We start from the raw sequence: 23825 nt of genomic DNA, 5'->3' as shown, positions 1-23825 counted from the left end.
AGGGCCGGGGTTCATACCGCGATCTGGTGGTCGGCAAGGCCTGGGCTGCTGACCCGATAGATGCCTATTTCACCTAACAGATTAGGCCATAGCTTGCTGGCCCACCCGTGGCGGTGTTGCTGGTCCACCGCCAGGCGATCGATGACCTTGGCCTGGCGTTCGCGGCACAGCTCCTCGAAATCCTCGAAGGTACAAAAGTGGATGTTCGGCGTGTTGTACCAGGTGTAGGGCAGGAATTCCGACACCGGCATGCGCCCCTTGCTCGCCAGGTACCAGCGGCAGCGCCAATGGCCGAAGTTGGGGAAGGTGATGATGCACTGGCGTCCGACCCGGAGCATTTCGTCGAGAATCCTGTCCGGGTAATGCACCGCTTGCAGGGCCTGGGTCATGACCACGATATCGAAGCTGTTGCTGGCGAAGTTGCCCAGGCCCTTGTCCAGGTCCTGTTCAATGACGTTGATGCCCTTGGCCACGCATTCGGCGATGTTGTCCGGGTCGTTTTCCAGGCCGTAGCCGGTGACTTGCTTGTTGTCCCGCAGCCAGGTCAGCAGTTCGCCGTTGCCGCAGCCCAGGTCGAGCACGCGGCTGCCGGCGGGGATCCATTCCTGGATGATTTCCAGATCGGCTCTCATGGCGTCCTCACAGCGTAATACGGTTCATATAGTTGCCGAACGCCTGCAGGTAGCGCGGGATCGGGATCAGAAAGGCGTCGTGGCCCTGGGGGGCGTCGATTTCCAGGTAGCAGACGTCCTTGCGCGCCGTCATCAGCGCATCCACCAGCTCCCGGGAGCGGGCCGGGGAAAAGCGCCAGTCGGTGGTGAACGACATCACGCAGAACTTGGCGGTGGCGCCGGCGAAGGTCTTCGCCAGGTCATTGTCGAAGTTCGCCGCTGGATCGAAGTAGTCCAGGGCCTTGGTCATCAACAGGTAGGTGTTGGCATCGAAGCGCCCGGAGAACTCCTCGCCCTGGTAGCGCAGGTAGCTTTCCACCTGGAACTCGACGCTGTGGAAGTCGTAGTTGAGCTTTTCGCTCTTGAGGCCCCGGCCGAATTTCTCGCCCATGGAGTCATCGGATAGGTAGGTGATATGCCCGACCATCCGCGCCAGCATGAGCCCGCGCTTGGGAATCACGCCGTGTTCCTGGAACGAGCCGCCGTGGAACTCCGGATCGGTGAGGATCGCCTGGCGCGCCACTTCGTTGAAGGCGATGTTCTGTGCCGACAGCTTGGGAGCCGAGGCGATTGCCAGGCAATGACGCACACGGTCCGGGTAGGTGATGGTCCACTGTAGGGCCTGCATGCCCCCCAGGCTGCCGCCGATGACCGCTGCCCACTGGTCGATGCCGAGGCGATCTGCCAGGCGGGCCTGGCTGTGGACCCAGTCTTCCACGGTCAAGACCGGAAAGTCGGCGCCGAAGGGCTTGCCGGTTTCAGGGTTGAGGCTGCTGGGGCCCGTGGAGCCATTGCAACCGCCGAGGTTGTTCAGGCTGACGACGAAGAACCTGTCGGTGTCGATGGGCTTGCCGGGGCCGATGCAACTGTCCCACCAGCCTGGCTTGCGATCGTCGACGCTGTGGTAGCCGGCGGCATGGTGATGCCCGGACAAGGCGTGGCAGATCAGCACGGCATTGCTGGCCGTGGCGTTGAGGGTGCCGTAGGTTTCATAGATCAGGTCATAGGCTGGCAACGAACGGCCGCAGGCCAGGGCCAGGGGCTCGCTGAAATGCGCCATTTGCGGCGTCACCAGACCAACGGAATCGGGGGGAAAGACAGCTGGCATCGACCCTGCTCTCGTTGAAATGAGGCGTAAGTCTAAAGACCGCTGGGGTTAGCGGCAAGCAAAGGCGGGGGTGTGTCTTATGGCACGGGTATTTATCTGTGGCGAGGGGGTAAATCCTCTCGCCACAGAGGAGGTGCGCCCCATCAGATCAGCAGGCGCAGGATTTCCGGCATCATGGTCACCGCCGCCAGGTTGTTGATCACCAGCATGTCGATCAGCTTGAGCACCATGAATGCCAGGATCGGCGAAATATCCAGGCCGCCCAGGTTCGGCACGATACGGCGGAACGGTGCCAGGGCCGGTTCGCAGATCTGGTTCACCAGCTCGGCGCCCGGGTTATGGCTGCCCGGAGCGACCCACGACAGGATCACGCTGATGATCAGCGCGAAGAAGAAAATCTTCAGGAACAGCGCGGTCACGCCAATGATCGACCAGATCAGCAATTGCAGTGGATTGCCGGTGGTGCCGTAGGTCAGCAGCAGCGTCAGGGCCATCAGGGCCATCTGCAGGAGGATCGCCAGTACCAGCGACGACATGTCCAGGCCGAACAGGCTCGGAATGATGCGACGCAGCGGCTTGAGCAGTGGCTGGGTGGCCTTGACGACGAACTGGCACAGCGGGTTGTAGAAGTTGGCGCGTACCAGTTGCAGCACGAAACGCATCAGTACGATCAGCAGGTACAGGCTGCCGAGGGTTTGCAGCACGTAGACCGCTGCGGTGTTCAATCCGATCATGAATGGCTCCTTATTGGCCCAGTTGTTCGGCCATCTCGGCCGAGCGATGCGCGGCGGCGCCGAGTGCTTTTTCCACCAGGGCTTCGAAGCCTCCGGCCTGGAACGATTTGATCGCCGCTTCGGTGGTGCCGGCGGGAGAGGTTACGCGACGCCGCAGTTCGGCGGCATCGACATCGCTGGACACTGCCATGTGGGCGGCGCCCAGTGCCGTTTGCAGGGTCAACCGGGCGGCGGTTTCCCTCGGCAGGCCAAGCTTCTCGCCGGCGGCGGTCATGGCCTCGATCAACAGGAAGAAATACGCCGGGCCCGAGCCGGAGACAGCGGTGACCGCGTCCAGCTGTTGCTCGGTCTCCAGCCATAACACCAGGCCCACGGCCGACAGCAGCGTTTCGGCCTGCTGGCGTTGCTCGGTGGAGACCTGGGCAGTGGCGAACAGACCGCTGACGCCCTGGCGCAACAGCGCCGGGGTGTTGGGCATGCAGCGCACGATCGGCTGGGCGCCGAGCCAGTTGCTCATGCTGTCGCAGGTGATGCCCGCGGCAATCGATACCACCAGCTGATGAGGCTTGAGGCTCGGGCGGATGGCCTGGCACACGGCTTTCATCGCTTGGGGCTTGACCGCCAGCACGACGACGTCGGCGCCGTCGATGGCCTGGGCGTTATCGGCGAAGGTTTCAATGCCGTGCTCGGCGCTCACCCGGGCACGTGTCTCTTCGCCCGGATCACTGGCGCGGATCTGCGCGGCATCCAGGCCCTTGGCCCGCAGGCCACCGATCAGGCTGGCGGCCATGTTGCCGGCGCCGATGAAGGCAATACGCGTGTTGCTCATGACAGGTCCTTGATTAGAGAGAGTGGAGTTGGCATGGCTAGGGTCAGTGACCGCCATAATCGCGGGCGCCGAACAGGGCAGTGCCGATACGTACCCAGGTTGCGCCCTGGGCAATGGCGGATTCGAGATCATGGCTCATGCCCATGGACAGGGTGTCCAGAGGCAGGTCCAGGCTCGCTTGAAGGCGTTGGACCGCGGCGAAGGCCGCGTCCTGGGCGGCGCGATCCTCGGTTGGCTCGGGGATGGCCATCAGCCCGCGCAGCTTGAGGCGTGGCAGGGCGTCGATGGCGTGGGCCAGGGCCGGCAGGTCGGCCGGGGTGCAGCCGGACTTGCTGGCTTCGCCGCTGACGTTGACCTGGATGCAGATGTTCAGGGGTGGCAACCCGGACGGGCGTTGCTCGGACAGGCGTTGTGCAATTTTCAAGCGATCCACGGAATGCACCCAGGCGAAATGTTCGGCGATAGCGCGCGTCTTGTTCGACTGAATGGGGCCTATGAAGTGCCAGATCAAGGACAGGTCGGTCAGTTCAGCCTGTTTGCCCAGCGCTTCCTGGAGATAGTTCTCGCCGAAGTCCCGCAGGCCCGCGGCATAGGCTTCCCGCAGGGCCTGGGCGGGTTTGGTCTTGCTCACCGCCAACAGTTGGACGCTGTGCTCGGGGCGTCGGGCGGCCTGCTCCGCAGCGCGGATCCGTGAAACTACCAGGGCGATGTTGTCTGCTATCGTGGACATAAAGAAGCGCCAGCGGGTCTGAGGTTCGCGGCATTCTACTGGAATTGAGGAGCGCTATGGATATCACCGAACTGCTGGCGTTCAGCGCCAAACAGGGGGCGTCGGACCTGCATCTGTCCGCCGGGCTGCCGCCGATGATCCGCGTCGACGGCGACGTGCGCAGGATCAACCTGCCGGCCCTGGACCACAAGCAGGTTCATGAGTTGATCTACGACATCATGAACGACCGGCAACGAGTAGATTACGAAAAGTTTCTGGAAACCGATTTTTCCTTCGATGTGCCGGGTGTGGCGCGGTTCCGGGTCAACGCTTTCAACCAGAATCGCGGGGCGGGGGCGGTGTTCCGGACCATTCCGTCGAAAGTCCTGACCATGGAAGACCTCGGGATGGGCGATGTGTTTCGCAAGGTGACCGAGGCGCCCCGAGGGCTGGTACTGGTGACCGGGCCGACCGGCTCGGGCAAGTCCACCACCCTGGCGGCCATGATCGACTACCTCAATACCCACAAGCATCACCACATCCTGACCATCGAAGACCCCATCGAGTTTGTCCACGAGCCGCGCAAGTGCCTGATCAACCAGCGTGAGGTGCACCGCGATACCCAGGGTTTTTCCACGGCCCTGCGCTCGGCCCTGCGGGAAGACCCGGACGTGATCCTGGTGGGGGAGATGCGCGACCTGGAGACCATTCGCCTGGCGCTGACCGCCGCTGAAACAGGGCACCTGGTGTTCGGCACCCTGCACACCACCTCGGCGGCCAAGACCATCGACCGCGTGGTGGACGTGTTTCCCGGGGATGAGAAATCAATGGTTCGCTCGATGCTGTCGGAGTCGCTGCAGGCGGTGATCTCCCAGACGCTGGTCAAGAAGATCGGTGGGGGCCGCGTCGCCGCCCACGAGATCATGCTGGGCACGTCGGCGATCCGTAACCTGATCCGCGAGGACAAGGTGGCGCAGATGTATTCTGCCATCCAGACCGGTGGATCCCTGGGGATGCAGACGCTGGACATGTGCCTGAAGGATCTGGTGAACAAGGGGCTGATCAGCCGCGAGCATGCGCGGGAGAGGGCGCGTACGCCGGATAACTTCTAGGGGAATCGGCCAGGGACGTTCGGCGCGGCCCCCAACAAAGGCTTGCATCCTTATTTCTGGCTCGCCATCCGGGGGCTGCTTCGCAGCCCGGCGGGGCGGTACGACGTTTCGCTGAATCCCCCTCGCCACGAGGGGGCTTGAATCAGCGCTGAGCCACTCGCAACCCAGCCTGTTCTTTCGGCAAGACCCGCTTGGCAACCACGTAGTGGGTGTTCCAATAAGGTTTGTTCAGGGTGTCGATGGTCACTGACTTGCCACGCCGCGGAGCATGGATGAAACGGTCGTTGCCCAGGTAGATCGCCACGTGATTGACCCGGCGGCTCTTGAGCTTGAAGAAGATCAGGTCGCCGGGCTTGAGGTCCTTGCGGTCGACTTTCTCGCCGTGGCCGCTGGCCATTGCATTGGATGTGCGCGGCAGGTTGAACGTGGCATCGTTGAAGGCGTATTTCACCAGGCCGCTGCAATCGAATCCCTTGCTTGGGCTGCTGCCGCCCCAGCGATAAGGCGTGCCGAGCACGTTCACCGCACGGCTCAGCACGTTGCTGCTGGTCTTGGGCGCCATGGGCGGTACCAGCTTGCTGTTGGCGGTGCTCACACGCTGGGACTTTTGCCGGTTCTTGCTCGATGGAGCAGAAACATGGGCCTTGGGTGTGAAGCCATTGATATTGGGAAGACGTTGCTCACGGTTGGTGGCGTGGGCGGCCAGGGGCAATAATAGGCAAAAGGTCAGCCATGTCTTGATAAATGGACGCATTAGGCAGGGCTCTTAAAGGTTAGCGCGCAACTTTATAACAGCTTTTCTGATGATCCCGAGGCCGTTTGTCGATTGAAAAGGGTGCGAAAAAACCGCTAATTGCGACACTTTGTCCGGATTGTCCTACACAAGCCCCGTATTACGGGGCTTTCCCGGACACGATTCGTCCGGAACCGCTTGTCGGCTCGACACGAAAAAGTCACAAAAGGTTCGAACAAATTTATCTATCGAGGCAAAAGAGGCCATTCATGAACAGCTATCAGCAGGGTGCGACTCACGATACCCACAGCAAACTCATCGGGTATCTGCTCTGGATCTTCGGATTCACCGGTGCCCACCGTTTCTACTATGGCAAGCCGGTCACCGGCACGATCTGGTTCTTCACCCTGGGGCTGCTGGGCATCGGCTGGTTGATCGACCTGTTCCTGATTCCATCCATGGACCGCGAGGCCGACCTGCGTTTCACCCCGGGACCGATCGAATACAGCGTGGCGTGGATCCTGCTGACGTTCCTCGGCGTATTCGGCGTGCACCGGATGTACCAGGGCAAATGGATCAGCGCGATCGTCTATCTGTTGACCGGGGGGGTGTTTTTCCTGGGCGTGCTGTATGACTTCTGGACATTGAACGATCAGGTGTCGATTCGTAACGCGCAGAAGCGTGGGGCTTTTCAGTAGGACCGAGTCGCCTGCATTCGCGAGCAGGCTCGCTCCCACATGGATCGAAGTGTTCACATATCATGTGTGCACCGGAAATCCCCCTGTGGGGAGCGAGCCTGCTCGCGATAAGGGCGCCGCGGTTTCAGGCCTGGTGGGTAATCCGCCCGTCCATCAGGGTATAGCGCACCACCCCCGGCAGGCTGTGGCCCAGGAACGGGCAATTGTCACCCTTGGAGCGCCAGGCTTCGCCGGCCACGGTGGAGGCCGCAGGGTCGAACAGCACCAGGTCTGCCGCCGCGCCGACCGCCAGCTTGCCCGCCGGCAACTCCAGCGCCTGGGCCGGGCCGGTGCTCAGGCGGGCCAGCAGGGTCGGCAGGTCGAGCAAGCCGTCTTCCACCAGTGTCAGGGCCAGTGGCAACAGCAATTCGACGCTGCTGATACCCGGCTCGGTGGCGCCGAATGGCGCCAGCTTGGCATCCCGCTCGTGAGGCTGGTGATGGCTGGCAATGGCCGAGATGACGCCGGACCTCACTGCTTCGCGCAGCCCATCGCGGTCGGCGCGGGTGCGCAGCGGCGGCTGGACGTGATAGACGCTGTTGAAGTCGATCAGGGCTTCGTCGGTCAGGATCAACTGGTACAGCGCCACGTCGGCGGTGACAGGCAGGCCGCGGGCCTGGGCCTGGGCGATCAGCGCCGCGCCACGGGCGCTGGTCAACTGGCTGAAGTGCGCGCGCACGCCGCTCTGTTCCACCAGCAGCAGGTCCCGGGCCAGCGCCACGGTCTCGGCGGTTTCCGGGATGCCCGGCAAACCGAGGAAGCTGGCGGTGGGGCCTTCGTGGGCCAGGCCGCCTTCGGCGAGGTCGTGGTCCTGGGAATTGAAGATCACCGTCAGGCCGAACGTCGCTGCGTATTCCAGGGCCCGGCACAGGGTGCGGGTGTTACGGAAATTGTTCAGACCGTTGCCGAATGCCACGCAACCGGCATCGCGCAGGGCGATGAGTTCGGCCAGTTGCTCGCCTTCCAGGCCCTTGCTCAACGCACCGATGGGAAAGACCTTGGCGTTACCGGCTTCCCGGGCGCGGTCGAGGATCAGTTCGGCCACGGCCGAGGTGTCCAGCACCGGCCTGGTCTGCGGTGGGCAGCACAGGCTGGTTACGCCACCGGCCGCGGCGGCCTGGGTTTCGCTGACGATGTTGCCTTTGCGGCTGTAGCCAGGCTCGCGCAGGGCGACGTTCAAGTCCACCAGGCCGGGGGCGGCCACCAGGCCCTGGGCTTCGAGGGTCTGGACGGGAATGAAGCCGGCCGGAGCGGCGCCCAGGGCGACGATCTTGCAGGCATCGATATGGATATCGGTCACTTGATCCAGGCCGGTGGCCGGATCGATCACGCGTGCGCCGAGAATGCTGAGCTTCACTGGGCGTTCTCCTGGTCGAATTGGCGCTGGGCCGTTTGTCCGCTCATGGCCATGGACAGCACGGCCATGCGGATGGCGATGCCGTAGGTCACCTGGTTGAGGATCACCGAATGCGGACCGTCGGCCACGGCCGATTCGATCTCCACGCCCCGGTTGATCGGCCCCGGGTGCATGACGATGGCGTCCGGCCTGGCGCCGGCCAGGCGCGCGGTGGTCAGGCCGAACAGGCGGTAGAACTCGCCTTCGCTGGGCAGCAGGCCGCCGGTCATGCGCTCGCGTTGCAGGCGCAGCATGATCACCACGTCCACGTCCTTGAGGCCCGCGGCCATGTCGGTGAAGACCTTCACGCCGTATTGCTCGATGCCGATGGGCAGCAGGGTCTTCGGCGCGATCACCCGGATGTCCGGGCAGCCGAGGGTCTTGAGGGCCAGCATGTTCGAGCGGGCTACCCGCGAGTGCAGGATGTCGCCGACGATGGCCACCGAAAGGTTCTCGAAGCCGCCCTTGTGCCGGCGGATGGTCAGCATGTCCAGCATGCCCTGGGTCGGGTGGGCGTGGCGGCCATCACCGCCATTGATGATCGCCACCTGCGGGCAGACGTGCTCGGCGATGAAATGTGCCGCCCCGGAATCGCCATGGCGCACGACGAACATGTCCGCGGCCATGGCTTCGAGGTTGCGCAGGGTATCGAGCAGGGTTTCGCCCTTGCTCGCCGAGGACGTAGATACGTTGAGGGTGATCACGTCCGCCGACAGCCGCTGGGCCGCCAGTTCGAAGGTGGTGCGGGTGCGGGTGGAGTTTTCGAAGAACACGTTGCATACGGTCTTGCCGCGCAGCAACGGGACTTTCTTCACCGCCCGGGCGCCGACCTCGAGGAATGAGTCGGCGGTGTCGAGGATTTCCGTCAACAGCTCGCGGCGCAGGCCATCGAGGGACAGGAAGTGCCGCAGCTGGCCCTGATCGTTGAGCTGCAGCGGGCGCTTGGTTTCGAGAGGCGTCATCGCAATGGACTCTTTACAAGGGCAGTTAAAGGGCGAGGTCTTGCAGTTCGAGCTGCAGCGGGGTCGGGCCGGAGAGCTTGACCCGCTCGTGAGCGGCAAGGGCCAGTGTCGCGCCGACCACGTTCGGGCGGATCGGCAGCTCGGCGGCGTCCAGGTCCAGCAGGCACACCAGGGTCACGCTGGCCGGGCGACCATAGTCGAACAGCTCGTTCATGGCGGCGCGGATGGTCCGGCCACTCATCAGCACGTCGTCGATCAGCACCAGGTGCTGGCCTTCGATCTCGAAGGGCAGGGCCGAAGGGCGCACTTGCGGATGCAGGCCGTTCTGGCTGAAGTCATCGCGGTAGAAGGACACGTCCAGGGTGCCCAGGGGCGACTGGCTGCCGAGTTCTTCGAGCAAGGCCTGGGCGACCCAGACGCCACCTGTGCGAATGCCGATGTAGCGTGGTTCGCTGATGCCGCGTTGTTCCAGGTGTGCCGTGAGACGGATCGCCATCTGGCTGATCAGTTCGGCAGGATTGGGCAGGCTCATGCTGGCTCCTTCAGGTTTCCGGGCCGGTGTGCGTGGCGCGGTTCATCGCTAAAAGAAAGCGCCTTGGCGGCGCTTTCGGAAAATCAGGTATCGAACAGGGCGGCGTTGGCATCGAGCCAGCCCTGCAGCAGCAGGGCCGCGGCGATGGCGTCCACCGGGTTGTCACGGTAACTGCCTTTCTGCCCGCCGCGCCCGAGGCGCTCACCCTTGGCTTCGAACGTGGTCAGGCGTTCGTCGTGGGTATAGAAGGGCAGATTGAAGCGGCCATTGAGCCGGCGGGCAAACTTTTCCGCGCGCAGGCACATGTCGCTGGGAGTGCCGTCCATGTTCAGCGGCAGGCCGACCACCACGGCGTCGGGTTTCCACTCCTTGATCAGCGCTTCGACCTGGTTCCAGTCCGGAACGCCGTTCTGGGCCTTGAGGGTACACAGTTCGCGGGCCTGGCCGGTGACGACCTGGCCGACCGCAACGCCGATCTGTTTGGTGCCGTAATCGAAGCCCAGCAGCAAGCGCAGGGCCATCAGGCGTGTCCCGCCTGGCTGGTGAGCAGGCTGAGGTTGATTCCCAGGCGGCTGGCCGCCGCTTCCAGGCGCAGTTCGCTGCTGGTATTGAACAGGATGTCGGCATCGAACGGGCAGGTCAGCCAGGCGTTGTCGGCCAGTTCGGCTTCCAGCTGCCCGGCTTCCCAGCCGGCATAGCCGAGGGCAATCAGGCTCTTTTCCGGGCCGACACCGTCGGCGATGGCGAACAGGATGTCCTGGGACGTCGACAGCGATACGCCATTGAGGTCCACGGTCGCCTGGTAGCTGGGACCCGACGGATGGAGCACGAAACCACGATCGGTCTGCACCGGGCCACCGATGAAAATCGGTACGTGCTGGCACAGTAATGGCGGCTCCACCTCGGGGCGCAGCTGTTCGAGAATGTCCGCGAGGTTCAGTTCCTGCGGTCGATTGATCACCAGCCCCATGGCCCCATTGGCCGTGTGCTCGACGATGTAGGTCAAGGTATGGGCGAAGTTCGGATCGGCCATGTGCGGCATGGCGATCAGGAAGTGATGCTTGAGGTAGGTGGGGCTGACATTTTTCATAGGCGCTAGTGTGGCGGCGCAGGGCCGAACTGACAAGCTGGGAAATGCCTGAGACTGTCACCAATCCCCTGTGGGTGCGAGCTTGCTCGCACAAGGGGATTGGGGTGGTTATCAGTTACTGGACAGCCGGTCGCCGCGGGCAAATTTCCAGGTGCGGATGATTTCCAACCGGTCGATGTCCGACAGGTCCCCGGTAAACGGCGCGAACGGCGCCGCCAGACGCACGATCCGCTGGGCGGCCTGGTCCAGCAGCGGCTGGCCGGAGGATTCGAGCACCAGCACTTCATACAGGGAACCGTCGCGGTTGATCGAGACCATCAGTCGCAGGTTGCCGTAGATCTGCTTGCGCCGCGCTTCGTCAGGGTAGTTGAGATTGCCGATGCGCTCGACCTTCTTGCGCCATTCGTCTTTGTACCAGGCGCCCTTGTCGCGCATGGTGGAGGCGGCGCTCAGGCGGTGGATACGCGGGCGCTTGGCATAGAGTTGCTGCTCCTGGGCCAGTTCGGCTTCCAGGCTGGCGATGTCGCTGGACAACTGGGCGCTGTCGAAGGTCGGCACCGGGGTCTTGGGCTTGGGGTCGGGCTTGACCTCTTCCTTGACCGGGGCCTTCTTCGGTTTCGGCGCCACGGTGGTCACGGCCGCCTTGGGCGCTGTTTCCTGCACCTCTGGCTTGGCCGCCGGCGGCGGGGTGGTTTTCTGTACCTGGTTGTCCTGGAAGGGGGCGATCTCGGTGGTCTTGGGAATCGCCTTCTTTTCCAGGGTACCGCTGCCCTGCTGGTTTTCCTGGGCGAGGAAGTCCGCTTTCGCCGGCTTGGTCTCGCTCTTGAAAGTGGCCAGGGTAATTTCCAGGGTCTGGCTGATCTGCTTGGGTTCGACCGTGGCAAAGCCGACACCCAGCAGCAGGGCCAGGTGGATCAGGGCCGCCAGGAACAGGGTAAAACCGAGGCGATCGGCCGGGCGCACGCCACGATGGGCGAGCTCTTGGGGCAGATCGGACGGGAGGGTCATGACAAGGAAACCAACATCGCGTTTTTTTCAGGCCGGGCATGATAACGCAATGTCGGTTTCCTTCATCAGATCCCGATCAACGAGTCTTGAGCTTCTGATCGATGGCATCCATCAGCATCCCGCCGATGTCGGTGCCAAACGCATTGTCGATCTCGCGGATGCAGGTCGGGCTGGTGACGTTGATTTCCGTCAGGTGCTCGCCGATCACGTCCAGTCCTACGAACAGCAGGCCTTTTTCGCGCAACGTCGGGCCGACCTGGGCGGCGATCCAGCGGTCCTTCTCGGTCAGCGGGCGCGCCTCGCCACGGCCGCCGGCTGCCAGGTTGCCGCGGGTTTCGCCGGCTGCGGGAATACGGGCCAGGCAATAATCCACCGGTTCGCCGTCGATCATCAGGATGCGCTTGTCGCCATCGACGATGGCCGGCAGGTAAGCCTGGATCATGATTTGCTGCTTGCCGTGCAGGGTCAGGGTTTCCAGGATCACCGACAGGTTGGGATGGCCGGCGGTGTGGCGGAAGATCGAGGAGCCGCCCATGCCGTCCAGCGGCTTGAGGATCACGTCGCCGTGATGATCGGCGAACTCGCGCAATACATCCGGGCGTCGGCTGACGATGGTCGGTGGCGTGCAGTGCGGGAACAGCGTGGCGAACAGCTTTTCGTTGCAGTCGCGCAGGCTCTGGGGCTTGTTGACCACCAGCACGCCGGCGTTTTCGGCCTGCTCGAGCAGGTAGGTGGAATACACGAACTCCATGTCGAAGGGTGGATCCTTGCGCATCAGGATCACGTCCAGGTCGCTGAGCAGTGCATCGCTTTCCTCGCCCAGTTCAAACCACTTTTGCGGGTCGGCGAAGACTTTCAGCGGCTTCATCCGCGCCCGCGCCTGGCCTTCGGCCTGGTAGAGGTCGCGCTGTTCCATGTAGAACAGCTCCCAGCCGCGCTTCTGGGCGGCCAGCAACATGGCCAGCGAGCTATCCTTTTTATAGGAAATGCTGGCGATAGGGTCCATGACAATGCCGACGCGTACGCTCATGGCTTGGTTCCTCGAAAAAACTGATGGGCATGAATGCCGTGAAAAAGTGGCGTCAGAGTGGCGCCCGGCGAATTGTCGGTCAAGGAAAAACCATCGCGCCGAGCGGCCGATAGCCCGGCGCTGGAGACTGTGCTAAAAAGGCTGCCATGTGGCGCGCGGGCCTTGAACATCAAGGGCTTGCGCCGTCGGTCGCATTTACGCGTTAAAAACCGGTTCGCAGTGGCAATGGCAGAGCATCTTACGCAACAGCAACCCAGCGCCTTGAAGGTCATGGTCATCGATGACTCGAAGACCATTCGCCGCACCGCCGAAACCTTGCTGCGCAACGTGGGTTGCGAAGTGATCACGGCTGTCGACGGTTTCGATGCCCTGGCCAAGATTGCCGACCATCATCCAGGCATCATCTTCGTCGACATCATGATGCCGCGCCTGGATGGCTACCAGACCTGCGCCTTGATCAAGAACAACAGCGCCTTCAAGGCCACGCCGGTGATCATGCTGTCTTCCCGCGACGGCCTGTTCGACAAGGCCAAGGGACGTATTGTCGGCTCCGATCAATTTTTGACCAAGCCTTTCAGCAAGGAAGAACTGCTGGGCGCGATACAGGCCCATGTCCCGGGCTTTGCCGCTGTCCAGCCGCACCAGGCACATTAAATGACGCTCGGCCACGGGGCCTGGGGGTCGACAAGAATGGGGAACACCATGGCACGAATTCTGATCGTCGATGATTCGCCGACCGAAATGTACAAGCTGACCGGCATGCTGGAAAAGCACGGTCATCAGGTCCTGAAGGCCGAGAACGGCGCCGACGGCGTGGCCCTGGCCCGCCAGGAAAAACCCGACGCGGTACTGATGGACATCGTCATGCCCGGCCTCAATGGTTTCCAGGCGACCCGCCAGCTCACCAAGGACCCGGACACCGGCCATATCCCGGTGATCATCATCACCACCAAGGACCAGGAAACCGACAAGGTCTGGGGCACGCGCCAGGGCGCCAAGGATTACCTGACCAAGCCGGTGGACGAAGAAACCCTGATCAAGACCCTCAATAACGTGCTGGCGGGTTGATGACGCGGCCATGAGCCCATCCCTGACCGCGTTCGAACTGCTGTTGCAGATCGATCGGCGCTGCCGGTCCCTGGCGGCGGACTTGCCGTCCCAGCCGACCCTGCACCACAGCTGGAGCGGCATCGGTTTTCGCCTGGGAGAGAACTGGTACGTGGCGCCCATGGGAGAGGTCAGCGAAGTGCTGCATGAGCCGCGCCACACGCACCTGCCCGGGGTCAAGCCCTGGGTGCGCGGCGTGGCCAACCTGCGCGGGCGGTTGTTGCCCCTGATGGACCTCTGCGGCTTTTTCGGTCATGAACTGTCGGCGGTGCGCAAACAACGGAGGGTGCTGGTGGTGGACCACGACGAGATATTCGCCGGGTTGCTGGTAGATGAAGTCCTGGGGTTGCAGCATTTCGCCCAGGACAGCCTGGAGCCGACGCTGGCGGACGACTGCGACGGCCCGGAGGCGGCCTTCGTCAAGGGCCGGTTTCGCGGCGAGCGGCAGTGGCAGGTGTTCAGCCCTTTCGCCCTGACGCGGTCGGCGGGTTTCATGGATGTGGCGATTTGACGAGATGCAGCGCAGGCCCTTGTAGGAGCGAGCTTGCTCGCGATAGCGGTGGGTCAGCCAGAACTGACTGATCCAAGGCTATTGCGAGCAAGCTCGCTTGCACATGGGACCACGGTGAGTGAGTTGGACTGGGTAGCACAGGCGAAAATCGATGATCAAAGCAAACACAGGCAAGCCACTGGAAGCATCGCGCAGTCGTTCGCAGATCATCGTGCTGTTCGTCGCGCTGATCGTCTTCATCATGCTGCTGTTCGCCAATTTCGCCTACCTCAACACCCAGTCCACCTACGACAAGCAGTACATCGGTCATGCGGGAGAGTTGCGGGTGCTGTCCCAGCGCATCGCCAAGAACGCCACCGAGGCCGCCGCCGGCAAGGCTGCGGCGTTCAAGTTGCTGAGCGATGCACGCAATGATTTCGCCCAGCGCTGGGGCTATCTCAAGCAAGGTGACCCGGTGACGGGCCTGCCTCCGGCACCTACCACCCTGCGCCCCCAGATGCGCGCCGTGCAGCTGGATTGGGAGCGCCTGCTCAAGAACACCGACGCCATCCTGTCCAGTGAACAGACGGTGCTGTCGCTGCACCAGGTGGCGGCGACCCTGGCTGAAACCGTGCCGCAACTGCAGGTCGAATACGAAAAGGTCGTCGAGATCCTGTTGCAGCGCGGCGCGCCAGCGTCCCAGGTGGCCATGGCCCAGCGTCAGTCGTTGTTGGCCGAGCGCATTCTCGGTGCGGTGAACACGGTGCTGGCGGGCGACGAAAACGCCAGCCAGGCCGCCGACACGTTCGGCCGCGATGCCGCGCGTTTCGGCCAGGTGCTCAACGGCATGCTGCAAGGCGACGCGGCCTTGAAGATTTCCCAGGTCCAGGATCGCGACGCCCGGGCCCGCCTCAGTGAAATCAGCGAGCTTTTCGAATTCGTCTCGGGCTCGGTGGACGAAATCCTCGAAACCTCGCCGGAGCTGTTCAAGGTTCGGGAGTCGGCGGGCAACATCTTCAACCTGTCGCAGACTCTGCTCGACGAAGCCTCGCACCTGACCACGGCTCTCGAGAACCTGGCCGGAGGCCGCTCGGTCCATGCCATCGGCGGTTATGTGCTGGGCCTGCTGGCGTTGGCCTCGATTATCCTGATCGGCCTGGTCATGGTCCGGGAAACCAATCGGCAGTTGCGCGAAACCGCGGAAAAGAACGAGCGCAACCAGAACGCGATCATGCGTCTGCTGGATGAAATCGCCGACCTGGCTGATGGCGACCTGACCGTCACGGCCTCGGTGACCGAGGATTTCACCGGCACCATCGCCGACTCCATCAATTATTCGGTGGACCAGTTGCGCGATCTGGTCGCCACCATCAACCTCACCGCCGGCCAGGTCGCCGCGGCGGTGCAGGAAACCCAGGCCACCGCCATGCACCTGGCCCAGGCTTCCGAGCACCAGGCCCAGCAAATCAGCGAAGCTTCGACTTCAATCAATGAAATGGCCCAGTCCATCGACCAGGTATCGGCCAACGCCGCCGAGTCGTCGGCGGTGGCCGAACGCTCGGTGGAAATCGCCAACAAGGGCAACGAGGTGGTGCACAACACCATTCATGGCATGGACAACATTCGCGAGCAGATCCAGGACACCGCCAAGCGCATCAAGCGCCTGGGCGAGTCTTCCCAGGAAATCGGCGACATTGTCAGCCTGATCGACGACATCGCCGACCAGACCAACATCCTGGCCCTCAATGCTGCGATCCAGGCGTCCATGGCCGGTGATGCCGGGCGTGGTTTCGCGGTGGTGGCCGATGAGGTGCAGCGGTTGGCGGAGCGTTCCTCGGCGGCGACCCGACAGATCGAAACGCTGGTGCGGGCGATCCAGGCCGACACCAACGAGGCGGTGATTTCCATGGAGCAGACCACCAGCGAAGTGGTGCGCGGTGCCCGCCTGGCCCAGGATGCCGGGGTGGCCCTGGAGGAAATCGAAGGGGTGTCCAAGACCCTCGCGGCGCTGATCCAGAGCATTTCCAACGCCGCGCGGCAACAGACCACCTCGGCGGGGCAGATTTCCCTGACCATGAACGTGATCCAGCAGATCACCACGCAGACTTCATCCGGCTCAACCGCCACGGCTGAGAGCATTGGCAACCTGGCGAAAATGGCCAGCCAGCTGCGCCGTTCGGTGTCGGGGTTTACCTTGCCGGCGGCACCTGTGGTTGAGGAGGACAAGGGGTGACTGAGCGCACTTTCCTGGCCGCAGAGATCTTCTGTGGCGAGGGGATTTATCCCCGTTGGGCTGCGCAGCAGCCCCAAAAAAGGTCATCCTGAAACACAGGTTGATATCGGTATCGTCAGGGGCCGCTTGGCGCCCCAACGGGGATGAGTCCCCTCGCCACAGGGTTGATTTGTACCCTTGGCCTGTCACGGGTTGATTTGGAGTGGTTATGGGTGATCGGCACGACTATGTGGCCCTGGAGTGGGTCAAGGGCGAGATTGCCGAAACGCTGAAGCAGGCCCACCTGGCCCTCAACCGCCTGGTGGAGGATCCGCAGGCGTCGGATGCCCTCGGCCAATGCCTGGCTTGTATTCATCAGGTCCACGGCGGCCTGCAGATGGTCGAGTTCTACGGCGCGGCGTTGCTGGCCGAAGAAATGGAGCAGCTGTGCGCCGCCTTGCGGGACAACCTCATCGCCCATCGTGACGAGGCCATCAGCCTGCTGAGCCAGGCCCTGGGACAACTGCCGATGTACCTGGACCGTGTCCAGAGCGCGCGCCGGGACTTGCCGCTGGTGGTGCTGCCGCTGATCAACGATCTGCGCAGCGCCCGGGGCGAGGGCCTGCTGTCGGAAACCAGCTTGTTCAGCCCGGAACTGCCAGAGATCGCCCCGCTCAGCGAAGCGGCCCTGAAGCGGCTCGAACCGCCGGAGTTGCCCAACACCCTGCGCAAGTTGCGCCAGACCCTGCAAATGGCCCTGGTGGGGCTGTTGCGCGAACAGGACGACGCCACGCACCTGGGTTACCTGACCAAAGTCTTCCACCGCCTCGAAGGGCTGTGCGCCGGGGCGCCGCTCAATGCGCTGTGGCAGGTGGCGTCGGCGCTGGTCGAAGGCATGCGCGATGGACGCATCGCCAACAGCCCGGCCCTGCGCAGCCTGTTCAAGGAAGCCGACAAGGAGCTCAAGCGTCTGCTGGAACAGGGTATGCCGGGGATCAATCAACCGGCACCGCCTCATTTGCTCAAGAGCTTGTTGTTCTATATTGCCAAGGCCGAACATCCCAGCGGGCAGATGCAGATCATGAAAGAACGCTACTCACTGGACGACGCGCTACCTGACAGCGCCATGGTCGACGAAGAACGCGCGCGCCTGGCCGGGCCCGACCGCGATGCCATGCGCTCGGTGCTCACCGCGCTTTGCGAAGAGCTGGTGCGGGTCAAGGAGCGGCTCGACCTGTTCGTACGCAGCGATCGCCAGCACGCCTCGGAGCTGGACAGCCTGCTGGCCCCCCTGCGACAGATCGCCGACACCCTGGCGGTGCTGGGTTTCGGTCAGCCGCGCAAGGTCATCATCGATCAACTGGCGGTGGTGCTGAGCCTCGCCCAGGGGCAGCGCGAGCCGGACGACGCGACCCTCATGGATGTGGCCGGTGCCTTGCTCTATGTCGAAGCCACCCTGGCCGGCATGGTCGGCACCGTCGAGCCCGAGAGTCCGGAAGACAACCACCTGCCCACCACCGACCTGACCCAGATCCACCAGATCGTCATCAAGGAAGCCCACACCTGCCTGCAACAGGCCAAGGACATGATCGTCGACTACATCGAGGCCGACTGGAACAGCGAGCAACTGCAGGCCTTGCCCGCCTTGCTGACCCAGGTGCGCGGCGCGCTGGCCATGATCCCCCTGGGGCGCGCCGCCGGCCTGGTGGAGGCCTGCAATGGCTTTATCCGCGACCATCTGCTGCTGGAACGGGCCCAGCCGGGCTGGGAGGAACTCGACCATCTGGCGGATGTGATCAGTGGCCTCGAATATTATCTGGAGCGCTTGAGCGAGGACCCGCAGAACCCCGGTGAGTCGCTGCTCGATGAGGTGGAGCGAAGCCTGGCGGCCCTCGGTTATTTCCCCGACGAAGCGCGGGTGCCATTGCTTGACGATGTGCTGAGCCCCAACGAGGCGCAGCTCATGCAGGACTTGCAGGAGCTGGATGACCCGCAGACCGTGCAGTCCCTGGCCGAAGTGCTGGCCAGCCCGGTCTCGGCGGTCAATCCCCCGGCACGCAGTACGCCGGGCAGCCTGCTGCCACCGCCGATGGACGAACATCCGGTGGACGACGAATTGCGCGAAGTCTTCCTTGAAGAAGCCGAGGAAGTGCTGGATGTGCTGCGCGAATATCTGCCCCGCTGGACGGCCCGTCCCGACGATCATGGCGCCCTGGGCGAACTGCGCCGGGCCTTCCATACCCTCAAGGGCAGTGGTCGCATGGTGCGGGCGCTGGTGCTGGGGGAGTTGGCCTGGGCGGTGGAAAACCTGCTCAATCGCGTTCTGGAGCGCAGCGTCGAACCGGGAGCATCGGTGCAGCAGTTGATCGACGACACGGTGCGACTGCTTCCCGCCCTGGTGGCCGAATTCGCCGCCCATCGCCAGCGCCAGCGCGACGATGTCGACCGTCTGGCTGCCCGCGCCCATGCCCTTGCCAGGGGCAGCGACGAAGAGGATGAAGACGAGCGGGACGTGACCGCCCTCGACCCTTTGCTGCTGAAAATCTTCGACAACGAAGCCCAAGGCCATCTCGCCAGCCTGCAGCGTTTCCTCGACCAGGCCGCCGAGCATTTGCCGTTGCAGGCCGGCGACGAATTGCAGCGGGCCCTGCACACCCTCAAGGGCAGTGCGTTCATGGCTGGCGTGTTGCCCATCGCCGAACTGGCCGGGGCGATGGACCAGCTCGCCCGGGAATATCGGGCGCACCTGATTGCCCTCGACCTGGATGAGGTGGAATGCCTGCTGGAGGCCGAGGGGCTGCTGCGCGTGGGGCTGCGCCAGTTGCAGAGCGACCCGCTGGCGCCGATACCCGGCGCCGAGGACCTGATCCAGCGCACCCAGGCCCTGTTGGCCGAGCGCCTGCAAGCGGCCCTCGACGCACCGGACAAAGGCCTGCGGCCCAAGCGGGATCCGCAACTGATCAACGATTTCCTCGCCCAGGGCATGGACATCCTGCTGGATGCCGAGAGCCTGTTGCAGCGTTGGCAGGAACACCCCGGCCAAGGCCAGGAACTGAGCGCGCTGCTGGATGAGTTGACCACCCTCGGTGAAGGTGCGCACCTGGCTGAGCTGCATTCGATGGATGAGCTGTGCGAAGCCTTGCTCGACCTCTACGGGGCAGTGGAGGAAAGCAGCCTGGCGGTCAGCGATGAGTTTTTCCAGGAAGCTCAACGGGCTCATGAGGCATTGATCGACATGCTCGACGAGTTGGCCGCCGGGCAGCACGTCCACCCGCAACCCGAGCGGGTGCAGGCCCTGCGTCGCTTGCTCGAAGCCGGCCTCGACCCGTCGGCCACGGGCCTGATCCGCAGCGATGGCAGCCGGACCCTGAGCATCCGCGAACTGGGCGATGCGACGGCCGCCCTGGAGCGCGATGACGCGGCCATGGACGACGACATCACCTCGATCTTCCTCGAAGAGGCCCAGGACATCCTGGAAAGTGCCGCCCAGGCCCTGCAACGCTGGCTGTCCGACCCGGACAACGGCGCGCCACTGTCCTCGCTGCAACGGGACCTGCACACCCTCAAGGGCGGCGCCCGGATGGCCGATGTCCGGCCGGTGAGCGACCTGGCCCAGGAGCTGGAAAACCTTTACGAAGGGTTGGTGGACCGCCGCTACAGCTACAGTGAAGAGCTGGCGCAACTGCTCAACAGCAGCCATGAGCGCCTCGAATTGCTGCTCGGGCAATTGCAGCAGGGCCAGGCGCTGGGCGACCCCGTTTCGTTGATCGATGCCATCCGCAGGTTCCGCCAGGACAAGCCGAACGCCATCGAGTCGGGCGCAGCGATCCAGGGCGACGGCGCCCCTCATGATCCCGAATTGCTGGAGATCTTCCTCGAGGAGGGCTTCGATATCCTCGACAGCTCCGGCGCGGCGTTGCTGCGCTGGCAGGCCGAGCCGTCGAACCGCCAGGCCGTGGAAACCCTGCTGCGCGACCTGCATACCCTCAAGGGTGGGGCGCGGATGGTGGAAATCGGTCCTATCGGCGATCTGGCGCACGAGCTGGAAAATCTCTATGAAGGCCTCTCGGCGGGCCTGCTGCAACCGACCCCGACGCTGTTCACACTGCTGCAAAGCAGCCATGACCGGCTGGCGCACATGCTCGACGCGGTGCGTGCCGGCCAGCCCTGCCCGCCGGCGGACCGGCTGATCGCACAGATCCAGGCGGTCAACCAGCCCCAGGAAAGCCCCGCGCCCGAAGCCACCGTCGCGCCGGTTCCTGCCCCGGTCCCGGTGCCAGCCAAGCCTGAGCCGGCTGCATCGGGCGAAGGTGCGGACATGGTCAAGGTCTCCGCCGAGCTGCTGGATGACCTGGTGAACCTGGCGGGGGAGGCGTCGATCTTCCGTGGCCGTATCGAACAGCAAGTCAATGACGCCCGCGTGGCCCTGGGCGAGATGGAAACCACCCTGGAGCGCATGCGCGACCAACTGCGGCGACTCGACACCGAAACCCAGGGGCGAATTCTCAGCCGCCAGCAGGTGGAAGCCGAGCGGCTGGGCTATGAGGAGTTCGATCCGTTGGAAATGGACCGTCACTCCCAGCTGCAGCAGCTGTCCCGGGCGCTGTTCGAATCCACCTCGGACTTGCTCGACCTCAAGGAAACCCTCGACCGCAGCAATCACGACGCCGAGAACCTGCTGCAGCAGCAGGGACGGATCAACACCCGGCTCCAGGAAGGTCTGATGCGCACGCGCATGGTGCCATTCGAGCGCATGCTGCCGCGCCTCAAGCGCATCGTCCGGCAAGTGGCCCAGGAGCTGGGCAAGGACGTGGAGTTCGTGGTCGATAACGCCGAAGGCGAGATGGATCGCAATGTGCTGGAACGCATGGCTGCGCCGCTGGAGCATATGCTGCGCAACGCCGTCGACCACGGCCTGGAACCCGCCGATGTGCGCATCGCCGCGGGCAAGCCGGCGCGGGGACGCATCAGCCTCGACCTGTCCCGCGAGGGTGGCGACATCATATTCGACATCCGCGACGACGGTGCCGGCGTGCCCCTGGAAGCGGTGCGGCGCAAGGCGATCAAGCGTGGACTGCTGGCGCCGGACAGCGACATCAGCGACCGGGATGTCTTACAGTTCATTCTCCAGCCGGGGTTCTCCACGGCGGAAAAAATCACCCAGATCTCCGGGCGCGGCGTCGGCATGGACGTGGTCCACGAAGAAGTCCGGCAACTGGGTGGCAGCATGGTCATCGACTCCACGCCGGGGCAGGGCGTGCATTTCCGCATCCGCCTGCCCTTTACCGTGGCGGTCAACCGGGCGCTGATGGTGCAGTGTCACGAAGACCAGTACGCGATCCCGTTGAACACCATCGAAAGCATCGTTCGGGTGCTGCCGGCCGAGCTGGATGCCTATTATCAACTCGACCCGCCGGTGTACACCTACGCCGGCCAGCGACATGAACTGTGTTACCTGGGCGAACTGTTGAAGACCGGTCCCAGGCCGAAATTACTGGGGCAGAGCCAACCCTTGCCCCTGCTGTTGATGCAATGCAACGAGCGGCATGTGGCGGTGCAGGTGGACGCCACCCTCGGCACCCGGGAAATCGTGGTCAAGAGCCTCGGCCCGCAGTTCTCGGCGGTGCAGGGATTGTCCGGGGCGACGATCCTGGGGGACGGCCGCGTTGTGCTGATCCTGGACCTGCTGGCGCCGATCCGCGCCTTGTCCCATCAGGTGGCGCGTCGCCCGGTATCTGAAGCCGAGGGCGAGCATCAGCGGCCGTTACTGGTGCTGGTGGTGGACGACTCGGTGACGGTCCGCAAGGTCACCAGCCGCCTGCTGGAGCGCCATGGCATGCACGTCCTGACCGCCAAGGACGGGGTGGATGCCATGGCGCTGTTGGCCGAGCATTCGCCGGACCTGATGCTGCTGGACATCGAGATGCCACGCATGGACGGCTTTGAAGTCGCTGCCCAGGTGCGCAACGACCCTCGCCTGGCACACCTGCCCATCATCATGATCACTTCCCGCACCGGCCAGAAACACCGCGATCGCGCCATGGCCCTCGGCGTCAACGATTACCTGGGCAAGCCGTACCAGGAGTCGGTCCTGCTGGACAGCATCGCGCATTGGAGCAAAACCCATGCATGAGCACCTGACCCGCTACCTCACCGGGTTGCTGCTGCCCCTGGCCGACCGTCACCTGATCCTGCCCAACGTGGCCGTGGCCGAGCTGATCGACTACCAGAGCAGCGCCTTCGATATGGATACCCCGCCGTGGTTCCTGGGCTGGGTGAGCTGGCGCGAACGGCAGATCCCGCTACTGAGCTTCGAATCGGCCTGCGGCCAGAAAACCGTGATCGGCGAGCGCGCGCGCATCGTCGTCCTCAACGCCCTGGGCGGACGGCCGGAGTTGAGGTTCATTGCGCTGTTGGTGCAGGGCATCCCGCGCTCCTACAAGCTCGACAGCCAGCTGAGCTATGTCGACGTGCCGCTGTGCGGTTTGGAGCAGGCGGCGGTGCAAGTGGGCGAACATGTGGCGAAGGTGCCGGATTTGTTGGCGTTGGAGGAGTTGGTGGTGGCTGCGGGATTGGTGAAAGCCTGAATCCGCTAAACCATGAAGTAGTCATCCGCTGTTAGATCGGACCACCGGCATCCTGTGGCAAAGGGAGCTTGCTCCCGTTATCCAATTGTAGGAGCGAGCTTGCTCGCGATGGCGGCAGAACAGTCAGCATTGATGTTGCCTGACACGCCGCCATCGCGAGCAGGCTCGCTCCCGATGGGCCGCATAGTTGTCCCAGGAAGTGACTGTGGTCCAAGCGTTTCTATTTACTTATCGGGAACTCTCTCTACTTTAATCTCGTCGATGTCTACCTTGCGGGACAAACCGTCTCCGAAATCCGTACCGATCAAGACATGGGCTCTGCTACCGGAGTAGCGAACTCCGATGGGACTACTGTCCAGCCACTTACCGGTTTGAGTTCTTCCGTCTATAGGAAAAGCGGCATAGCCCAGCGATACATTCGCTGTAACAACGATTGCGGTTTCTCTTGCTTCCCCCGGTTCCGGTGGGTGGACGCGGTATTTGAAGGATGTGAAAAGGAACCCTCTCTCTTGCTCTCCACCCGGAAGGGTAAACATCTTGGCGAGAGATGGCTGAAATATGTATGGGGGTCTCCATTCCAGCTTGCCAGACCAGAACGTATTCGGCCCTTCTTCCGTTTTAAGTATTCCATCCAAAGAACCTACATCGTTTTCCCACCCGTTCCTTTCTCCATCCTCAAAATCGGTCCAATCGTCGTTCATGTTTTCTCTCCAGTTACAGCGCTTTTGACCTTGTTCAGAAACCGGTCATTGAAGATCGCGGTGCAACTTATTCAGCG

Annotated in this window: 22 protein-coding genes; 8 read left to right on the top strand and 14 right to left on the bottom strand. The window is 63.4% G+C overall.

The genetic code is table 11. The annotated features are described in order from the left end of the window. Positions 1 to 11: 11 nt before the first annotated feature. The 5 genes from metW to AC1M7R_RS09480 all read right to left on the bottom strand — a co-directional run bounded on the left by metW (position 12) and on the right by AC1M7R_RS09480 (position 4072). A complete protein-coding gene (gene metW, locus AC1M7R_RS09500) occupies positions 12 to 632 on the bottom strand; it encodes a methionine biosynthesis protein MetW (RefSeq protein WP_072390228.1) in 621 nt (206 codons plus the stop codon). Between the two features lie 7 nt (positions 633 to 639). Beyond that, positions 640 to 1779 (bottom strand): homoserine O-succinyltransferase MetX, encoded by a 1140-nt coding sequence (metX, locus tag AC1M7R_RS09495; RefSeq protein ID WP_072430897.1) that lies wholly within the window; start codon positions 1777 to 1779, stop codon positions 640 to 642. A gap of 143 nt (positions 1780 to 1922) precedes the next feature. Continuing rightward, the gene (locus AC1M7R_RS09490) at positions 1923 to 2513 is read right to left on the bottom strand and encodes a YggT family protein (protein ID WP_072390222.1); all 591 of its coding nucleotides are present in this window, start codon (positions 2511 to 2513) and stop codon (positions 1923 to 1925) included. Positions 2514 to 2523: 10 nt separating this feature from the next. Then, positions 2524 to 3342, bottom strand: coding sequence for a pyrroline-5-carboxylate reductase (proC, locus tag AC1M7R_RS09485; RefSeq protein WP_072390218.1), 819 nt, complete (start codon positions 3340 to 3342; stop codon positions 2524 to 2526). Between the two features lie 43 nt (positions 3343 to 3385). Continuing rightward, positions 3386 to 4072, bottom strand: coding sequence for a YggS family pyridoxal phosphate-dependent enzyme (locus AC1M7R_RS09480; RefSeq protein ID WP_072430895.1), 687 nt, complete (start codon positions 4070 to 4072; stop codon positions 3386 to 3388). Between the two features lie 56 nt (positions 4073 to 4128). Between AC1M7R_RS09480 and AC1M7R_RS09475 the strand changes: the two genes are divergently transcribed. Next, complete coding sequence (locus AC1M7R_RS09475) at positions 4129 to 5163, top strand: type IV pilus twitching motility protein PilT (protein WP_072390212.1); 1035 nt, start codon at positions 4129 to 4131, stop codon at positions 5161 to 5163. Between the two features lie 142 nt (positions 5164 to 5305). Here AC1M7R_RS09475 and AC1M7R_RS09470 read toward each other — a convergent pair whose 3' ends face one another. Further along, entirely contained in the window at positions 5306 to 5917 is a 612-nt protein-coding gene (locus AC1M7R_RS09470) for a C40 family peptidase (protein WP_072430894.1), read from the bottom strand. Positions 5918 to 6165: 248 nt separating this feature from the next. On the opposite strand from AC1M7R_RS09470, the gene AC1M7R_RS09465 reads away from it, so the two are divergent. Further along, complete coding sequence (locus tag AC1M7R_RS09465; RefSeq protein ID WP_072390206.1) at positions 6166 to 6594, top strand: NINE protein; 429 nt, start codon at positions 6166 to 6168, stop codon at positions 6592 to 6594. 124 nt (positions 6595 to 6718) lie between these two features. Here AC1M7R_RS09465 and AC1M7R_RS09460 read toward each other — a convergent pair whose 3' ends face one another. From AC1M7R_RS09460 to gshB, 7 genes are all read right to left on the bottom strand, one after another. Beyond that, positions 6719 to 7990, bottom strand: coding sequence for a dihydroorotase (locus AC1M7R_RS09460; RefSeq protein ID WP_490610375.1), 1272 nt, complete (start codon positions 7988 to 7990; stop codon positions 6719 to 6721). Then, entirely contained in the window at positions 7987 to 8991 is a 1005-nt protein-coding gene (locus AC1M7R_RS09455) for an aspartate carbamoyltransferase catalytic subunit (RefSeq protein WP_072390200.1), read from the bottom strand. Before AC1M7R_RS09455 ends, AC1M7R_RS09460 begins: the two co-directional genes overlap by 4 nt. 25 nt (positions 8992 to 9016) lie before the next feature. Continuing rightward, complete coding sequence (pyrR, locus tag AC1M7R_RS09450) at positions 9017 to 9523, bottom strand: bifunctional pyr operon transcriptional regulator/uracil phosphoribosyltransferase PyrR (RefSeq protein ID WP_072390196.1); 507 nt, start codon at positions 9521 to 9523, stop codon at positions 9017 to 9019. A gap of 83 nt (positions 9524 to 9606) precedes the next feature. Then, positions 9607 to 10044 (bottom strand): Holliday junction resolvase RuvX, encoded by a 438-nt coding sequence (ruvX, locus tag AC1M7R_RS09445; RefSeq protein WP_072390193.1) that lies wholly within the window; start codon positions 10042 to 10044, stop codon positions 9607 to 9609. Beyond that, entirely contained in the window at positions 10044 to 10613 is a 570-nt protein-coding gene (locus AC1M7R_RS09440) for a YqgE/AlgH family protein (RefSeq protein ID WP_072390189.1), read from the bottom strand. Before AC1M7R_RS09440 ends, ruvX begins: the two co-directional genes overlap by 1 nt. Positions 10614 to 10724: 111 nt before the next feature. Further along, entirely contained in the window at positions 10725 to 11621 is an 897-nt protein-coding gene (locus tag AC1M7R_RS09435) for an energy transducer TonB (protein WP_072430891.1), read from the bottom strand. Between the two features lie 76 nt (positions 11622 to 11697). Continuing rightward, positions 11698 to 12651, bottom strand: coding sequence for a glutathione synthase (gshB, locus tag AC1M7R_RS09430; RefSeq protein ID WP_072430890.1), 954 nt, complete (start codon positions 12649 to 12651; stop codon positions 11698 to 11700). Positions 12652 to 12876: 225 nt separating this feature from the next. Between gshB and AC1M7R_RS09425 the strand changes: the two genes are divergently transcribed. From AC1M7R_RS09425 to AC1M7R_RS09400, 6 genes are all read left to right on the top strand, one after another. After that, positions 12877 to 13305, top strand: coding sequence for a response regulator (locus AC1M7R_RS09425; protein ID WP_003206467.1), 429 nt, complete (start codon positions 12877 to 12879; stop codon positions 13303 to 13305). Positions 13306 to 13353: 48 nt separating this feature from the next. After that, complete coding sequence (gene pilH, locus AC1M7R_RS09420) at positions 13354 to 13719, top strand: twitching motility response regulator PilH (RefSeq protein WP_072390179.1); 366 nt, start codon at positions 13354 to 13356, stop codon at positions 13717 to 13719. Between the two features lie 10 nt (positions 13720 to 13729). Then, positions 13730 to 14269, top strand: coding sequence for a chemotaxis protein CheW (locus AC1M7R_RS09415; RefSeq protein WP_072390176.1), 540 nt, complete (start codon positions 13730 to 13732; stop codon positions 14267 to 14269). A 151-nt stretch (positions 14270 to 14420) separates the two neighbouring features. Further along, positions 14421 to 16481, top strand: coding sequence for a methyl-accepting chemotaxis protein (locus AC1M7R_RS09410; protein WP_072390173.1), 2061 nt, complete (start codon positions 14421 to 14423; stop codon positions 16479 to 16481). Between the two features lie 208 nt (positions 16482 to 16689). Continuing rightward, positions 16690 to 22593: an Hpt domain-containing protein gene (locus AC1M7R_RS09405; protein ID WP_490610374.1), complete on the top strand. Its 5904-nt coding sequence runs from the start codon at positions 16690 to 16692 to the stop codon at positions 22591 to 22593. Continuing rightward, positions 22586 to 23047, top strand: coding sequence for a chemotaxis protein CheW (locus tag AC1M7R_RS09400; RefSeq protein WP_072390167.1), 462 nt, complete (start codon positions 22586 to 22588; stop codon positions 23045 to 23047). The genes AC1M7R_RS09405 and AC1M7R_RS09400 overlap by 8 nt, the downstream gene beginning before the upstream one ends. 224 nt (positions 23048 to 23271) lie before the next feature. Here the strand turns inward: AC1M7R_RS09400 and AC1M7R_RS09395 are convergent, their stop codons facing one another. Continuing rightward, the gene (locus AC1M7R_RS09395; RefSeq protein WP_072390163.1) at positions 23272 to 23748 is read right to left on the bottom strand and encodes a hypothetical protein; all 477 of its coding nucleotides are present in this window, start codon (positions 23746 to 23748) and stop codon (positions 23272 to 23274) included. Positions 23749 to 23825: the final 77 nt, after the last annotated feature.

Source organism: Pseudomonas sp. MS01C9, from assembly GCF_058202755.1.
The sequence above is the reverse complement of the archived record's forward strand: the minus strand, read 5'-3'. Positions and strand labels throughout refer to the sequence as shown.

What these genes read in the sequence shown, in the direction of transcription:
- metW (WP_072390228.1), bottom strand. Translation starts at nt 632, where the DNA reads ATGAGAGCCGATCTGGAAATCATCCAGGAATGGATCCCCGCCGGCAGC.
- metX (WP_072430897.1), bottom strand. Translation starts at nt 1,779, where the DNA reads ATGCCAGCTGTCTTTCCCCCCGATTCCGTTGGTCTGGTGACGCCGCAA.
- AC1M7R_RS09490 (WP_072390222.1), bottom strand. Translation starts at nt 2,513, where the DNA reads ATGATCGGATTGAACACCGCAGCGGTCTACGTGCTGCAAACCCTCGGC.
- proC (WP_072390218.1), bottom strand. Translation starts at nt 3,342, where the DNA reads ATGAGCAACACGCGTATTGCCTTCATCGGCGCCGGCAACATGGCCGCC.
- AC1M7R_RS09480 (WP_072430895.1), bottom strand. Translation starts at nt 4,072, where the DNA reads ATGTCCACGATAGCAGACAACATCGCCCTGGTAGTTTCACGGATCCGC.
- AC1M7R_RS09475 (WP_072390212.1), top strand. Translation starts at nt 4,129, where the DNA reads ATGGATATCACCGAACTGCTGGCGTTCAGCGCCAAACAGGGGGCGTCG.
- AC1M7R_RS09470 (WP_072430894.1), bottom strand. Translation starts at nt 5,917, where the DNA reads ATGCGTCCATTTATCAAGACATGGCTGACCTTTTGCCTATTATTGCCC.
- AC1M7R_RS09465 (WP_072390206.1), top strand. Translation starts at nt 6,166, where the DNA reads ATGAACAGCTATCAGCAGGGTGCGACTCACGATACCCACAGCAAACTC.
- AC1M7R_RS09455 (WP_072390200.1), bottom strand. Translation starts at nt 8,991, where the DNA reads ATGACGCCTCTCGAAACCAAGCGCCCGCTGCAGCTCAACGATCAGGGC.
- pyrR (WP_072390196.1), bottom strand. Translation starts at nt 9,523, where the DNA reads ATGAGCCTGCCCAATCCTGCCGAACTGATCAGCCAGATGGCGATCCGT.
- ruvX (WP_072390193.1), bottom strand. Translation starts at nt 10,044, where the DNA reads ATGGCCCTGCGCTTGCTGCTGGGCTTCGATTACGGCACCAAACAGATC.
- AC1M7R_RS09440 (WP_072390189.1), bottom strand. Translation starts at nt 10,613, where the DNA reads ATGAAAAATGTCAGCCCCACCTACCTCAAGCATCACTTCCTGATCGCC.
- AC1M7R_RS09435 (WP_072430891.1), bottom strand. Translation starts at nt 11,621, where the DNA reads ATGACCCTCCCGTCCGATCTGCCCCAAGAGCTCGCCCATCGTGGCGTG.
- gshB (WP_072430890.1), bottom strand. Translation starts at nt 12,651, where the DNA reads ATGAGCGTACGCGTCGGCATTGTCATGGACCCTATCGCCAGCATTTCC.
- AC1M7R_RS09425 (WP_003206467.1), top strand. Translation starts at nt 12,877, where the DNA reads ATGGCAGAGCATCTTACGCAACAGCAACCCAGCGCCTTGAAGGTCATG.
- pilH (WP_072390179.1), top strand. Translation starts at nt 13,354, where the DNA reads ATGGCACGAATTCTGATCGTCGATGATTCGCCGACCGAAATGTACAAG.
- AC1M7R_RS09415 (WP_072390176.1), top strand. Translation starts at nt 13,730, where the DNA reads ATGAGCCCATCCCTGACCGCGTTCGAACTGCTGTTGCAGATCGATCGG.
- AC1M7R_RS09410 (WP_072390173.1), top strand. Translation starts at nt 14,421, where the DNA reads ATGATCAAAGCAAACACAGGCAAGCCACTGGAAGCATCGCGCAGTCGT.
- AC1M7R_RS09405 (WP_490610374.1), top strand. Translation starts at nt 16,690, where the DNA reads ATGGGTGATCGGCACGACTATGTGGCCCTGGAGTGGGTCAAGGGCGAG.
- AC1M7R_RS09400 (WP_072390167.1), top strand. Translation starts at nt 22,586, where the DNA reads ATGCATGAGCACCTGACCCGCTACCTCACCGGGTTGCTGCTGCCCCTG.
- AC1M7R_RS09395 (WP_072390163.1), bottom strand. Translation starts at nt 23,748, where the DNA reads ATGAACGACGATTGGACCGATTTTGAGGATGGAGAAAGGAACGGGTGG.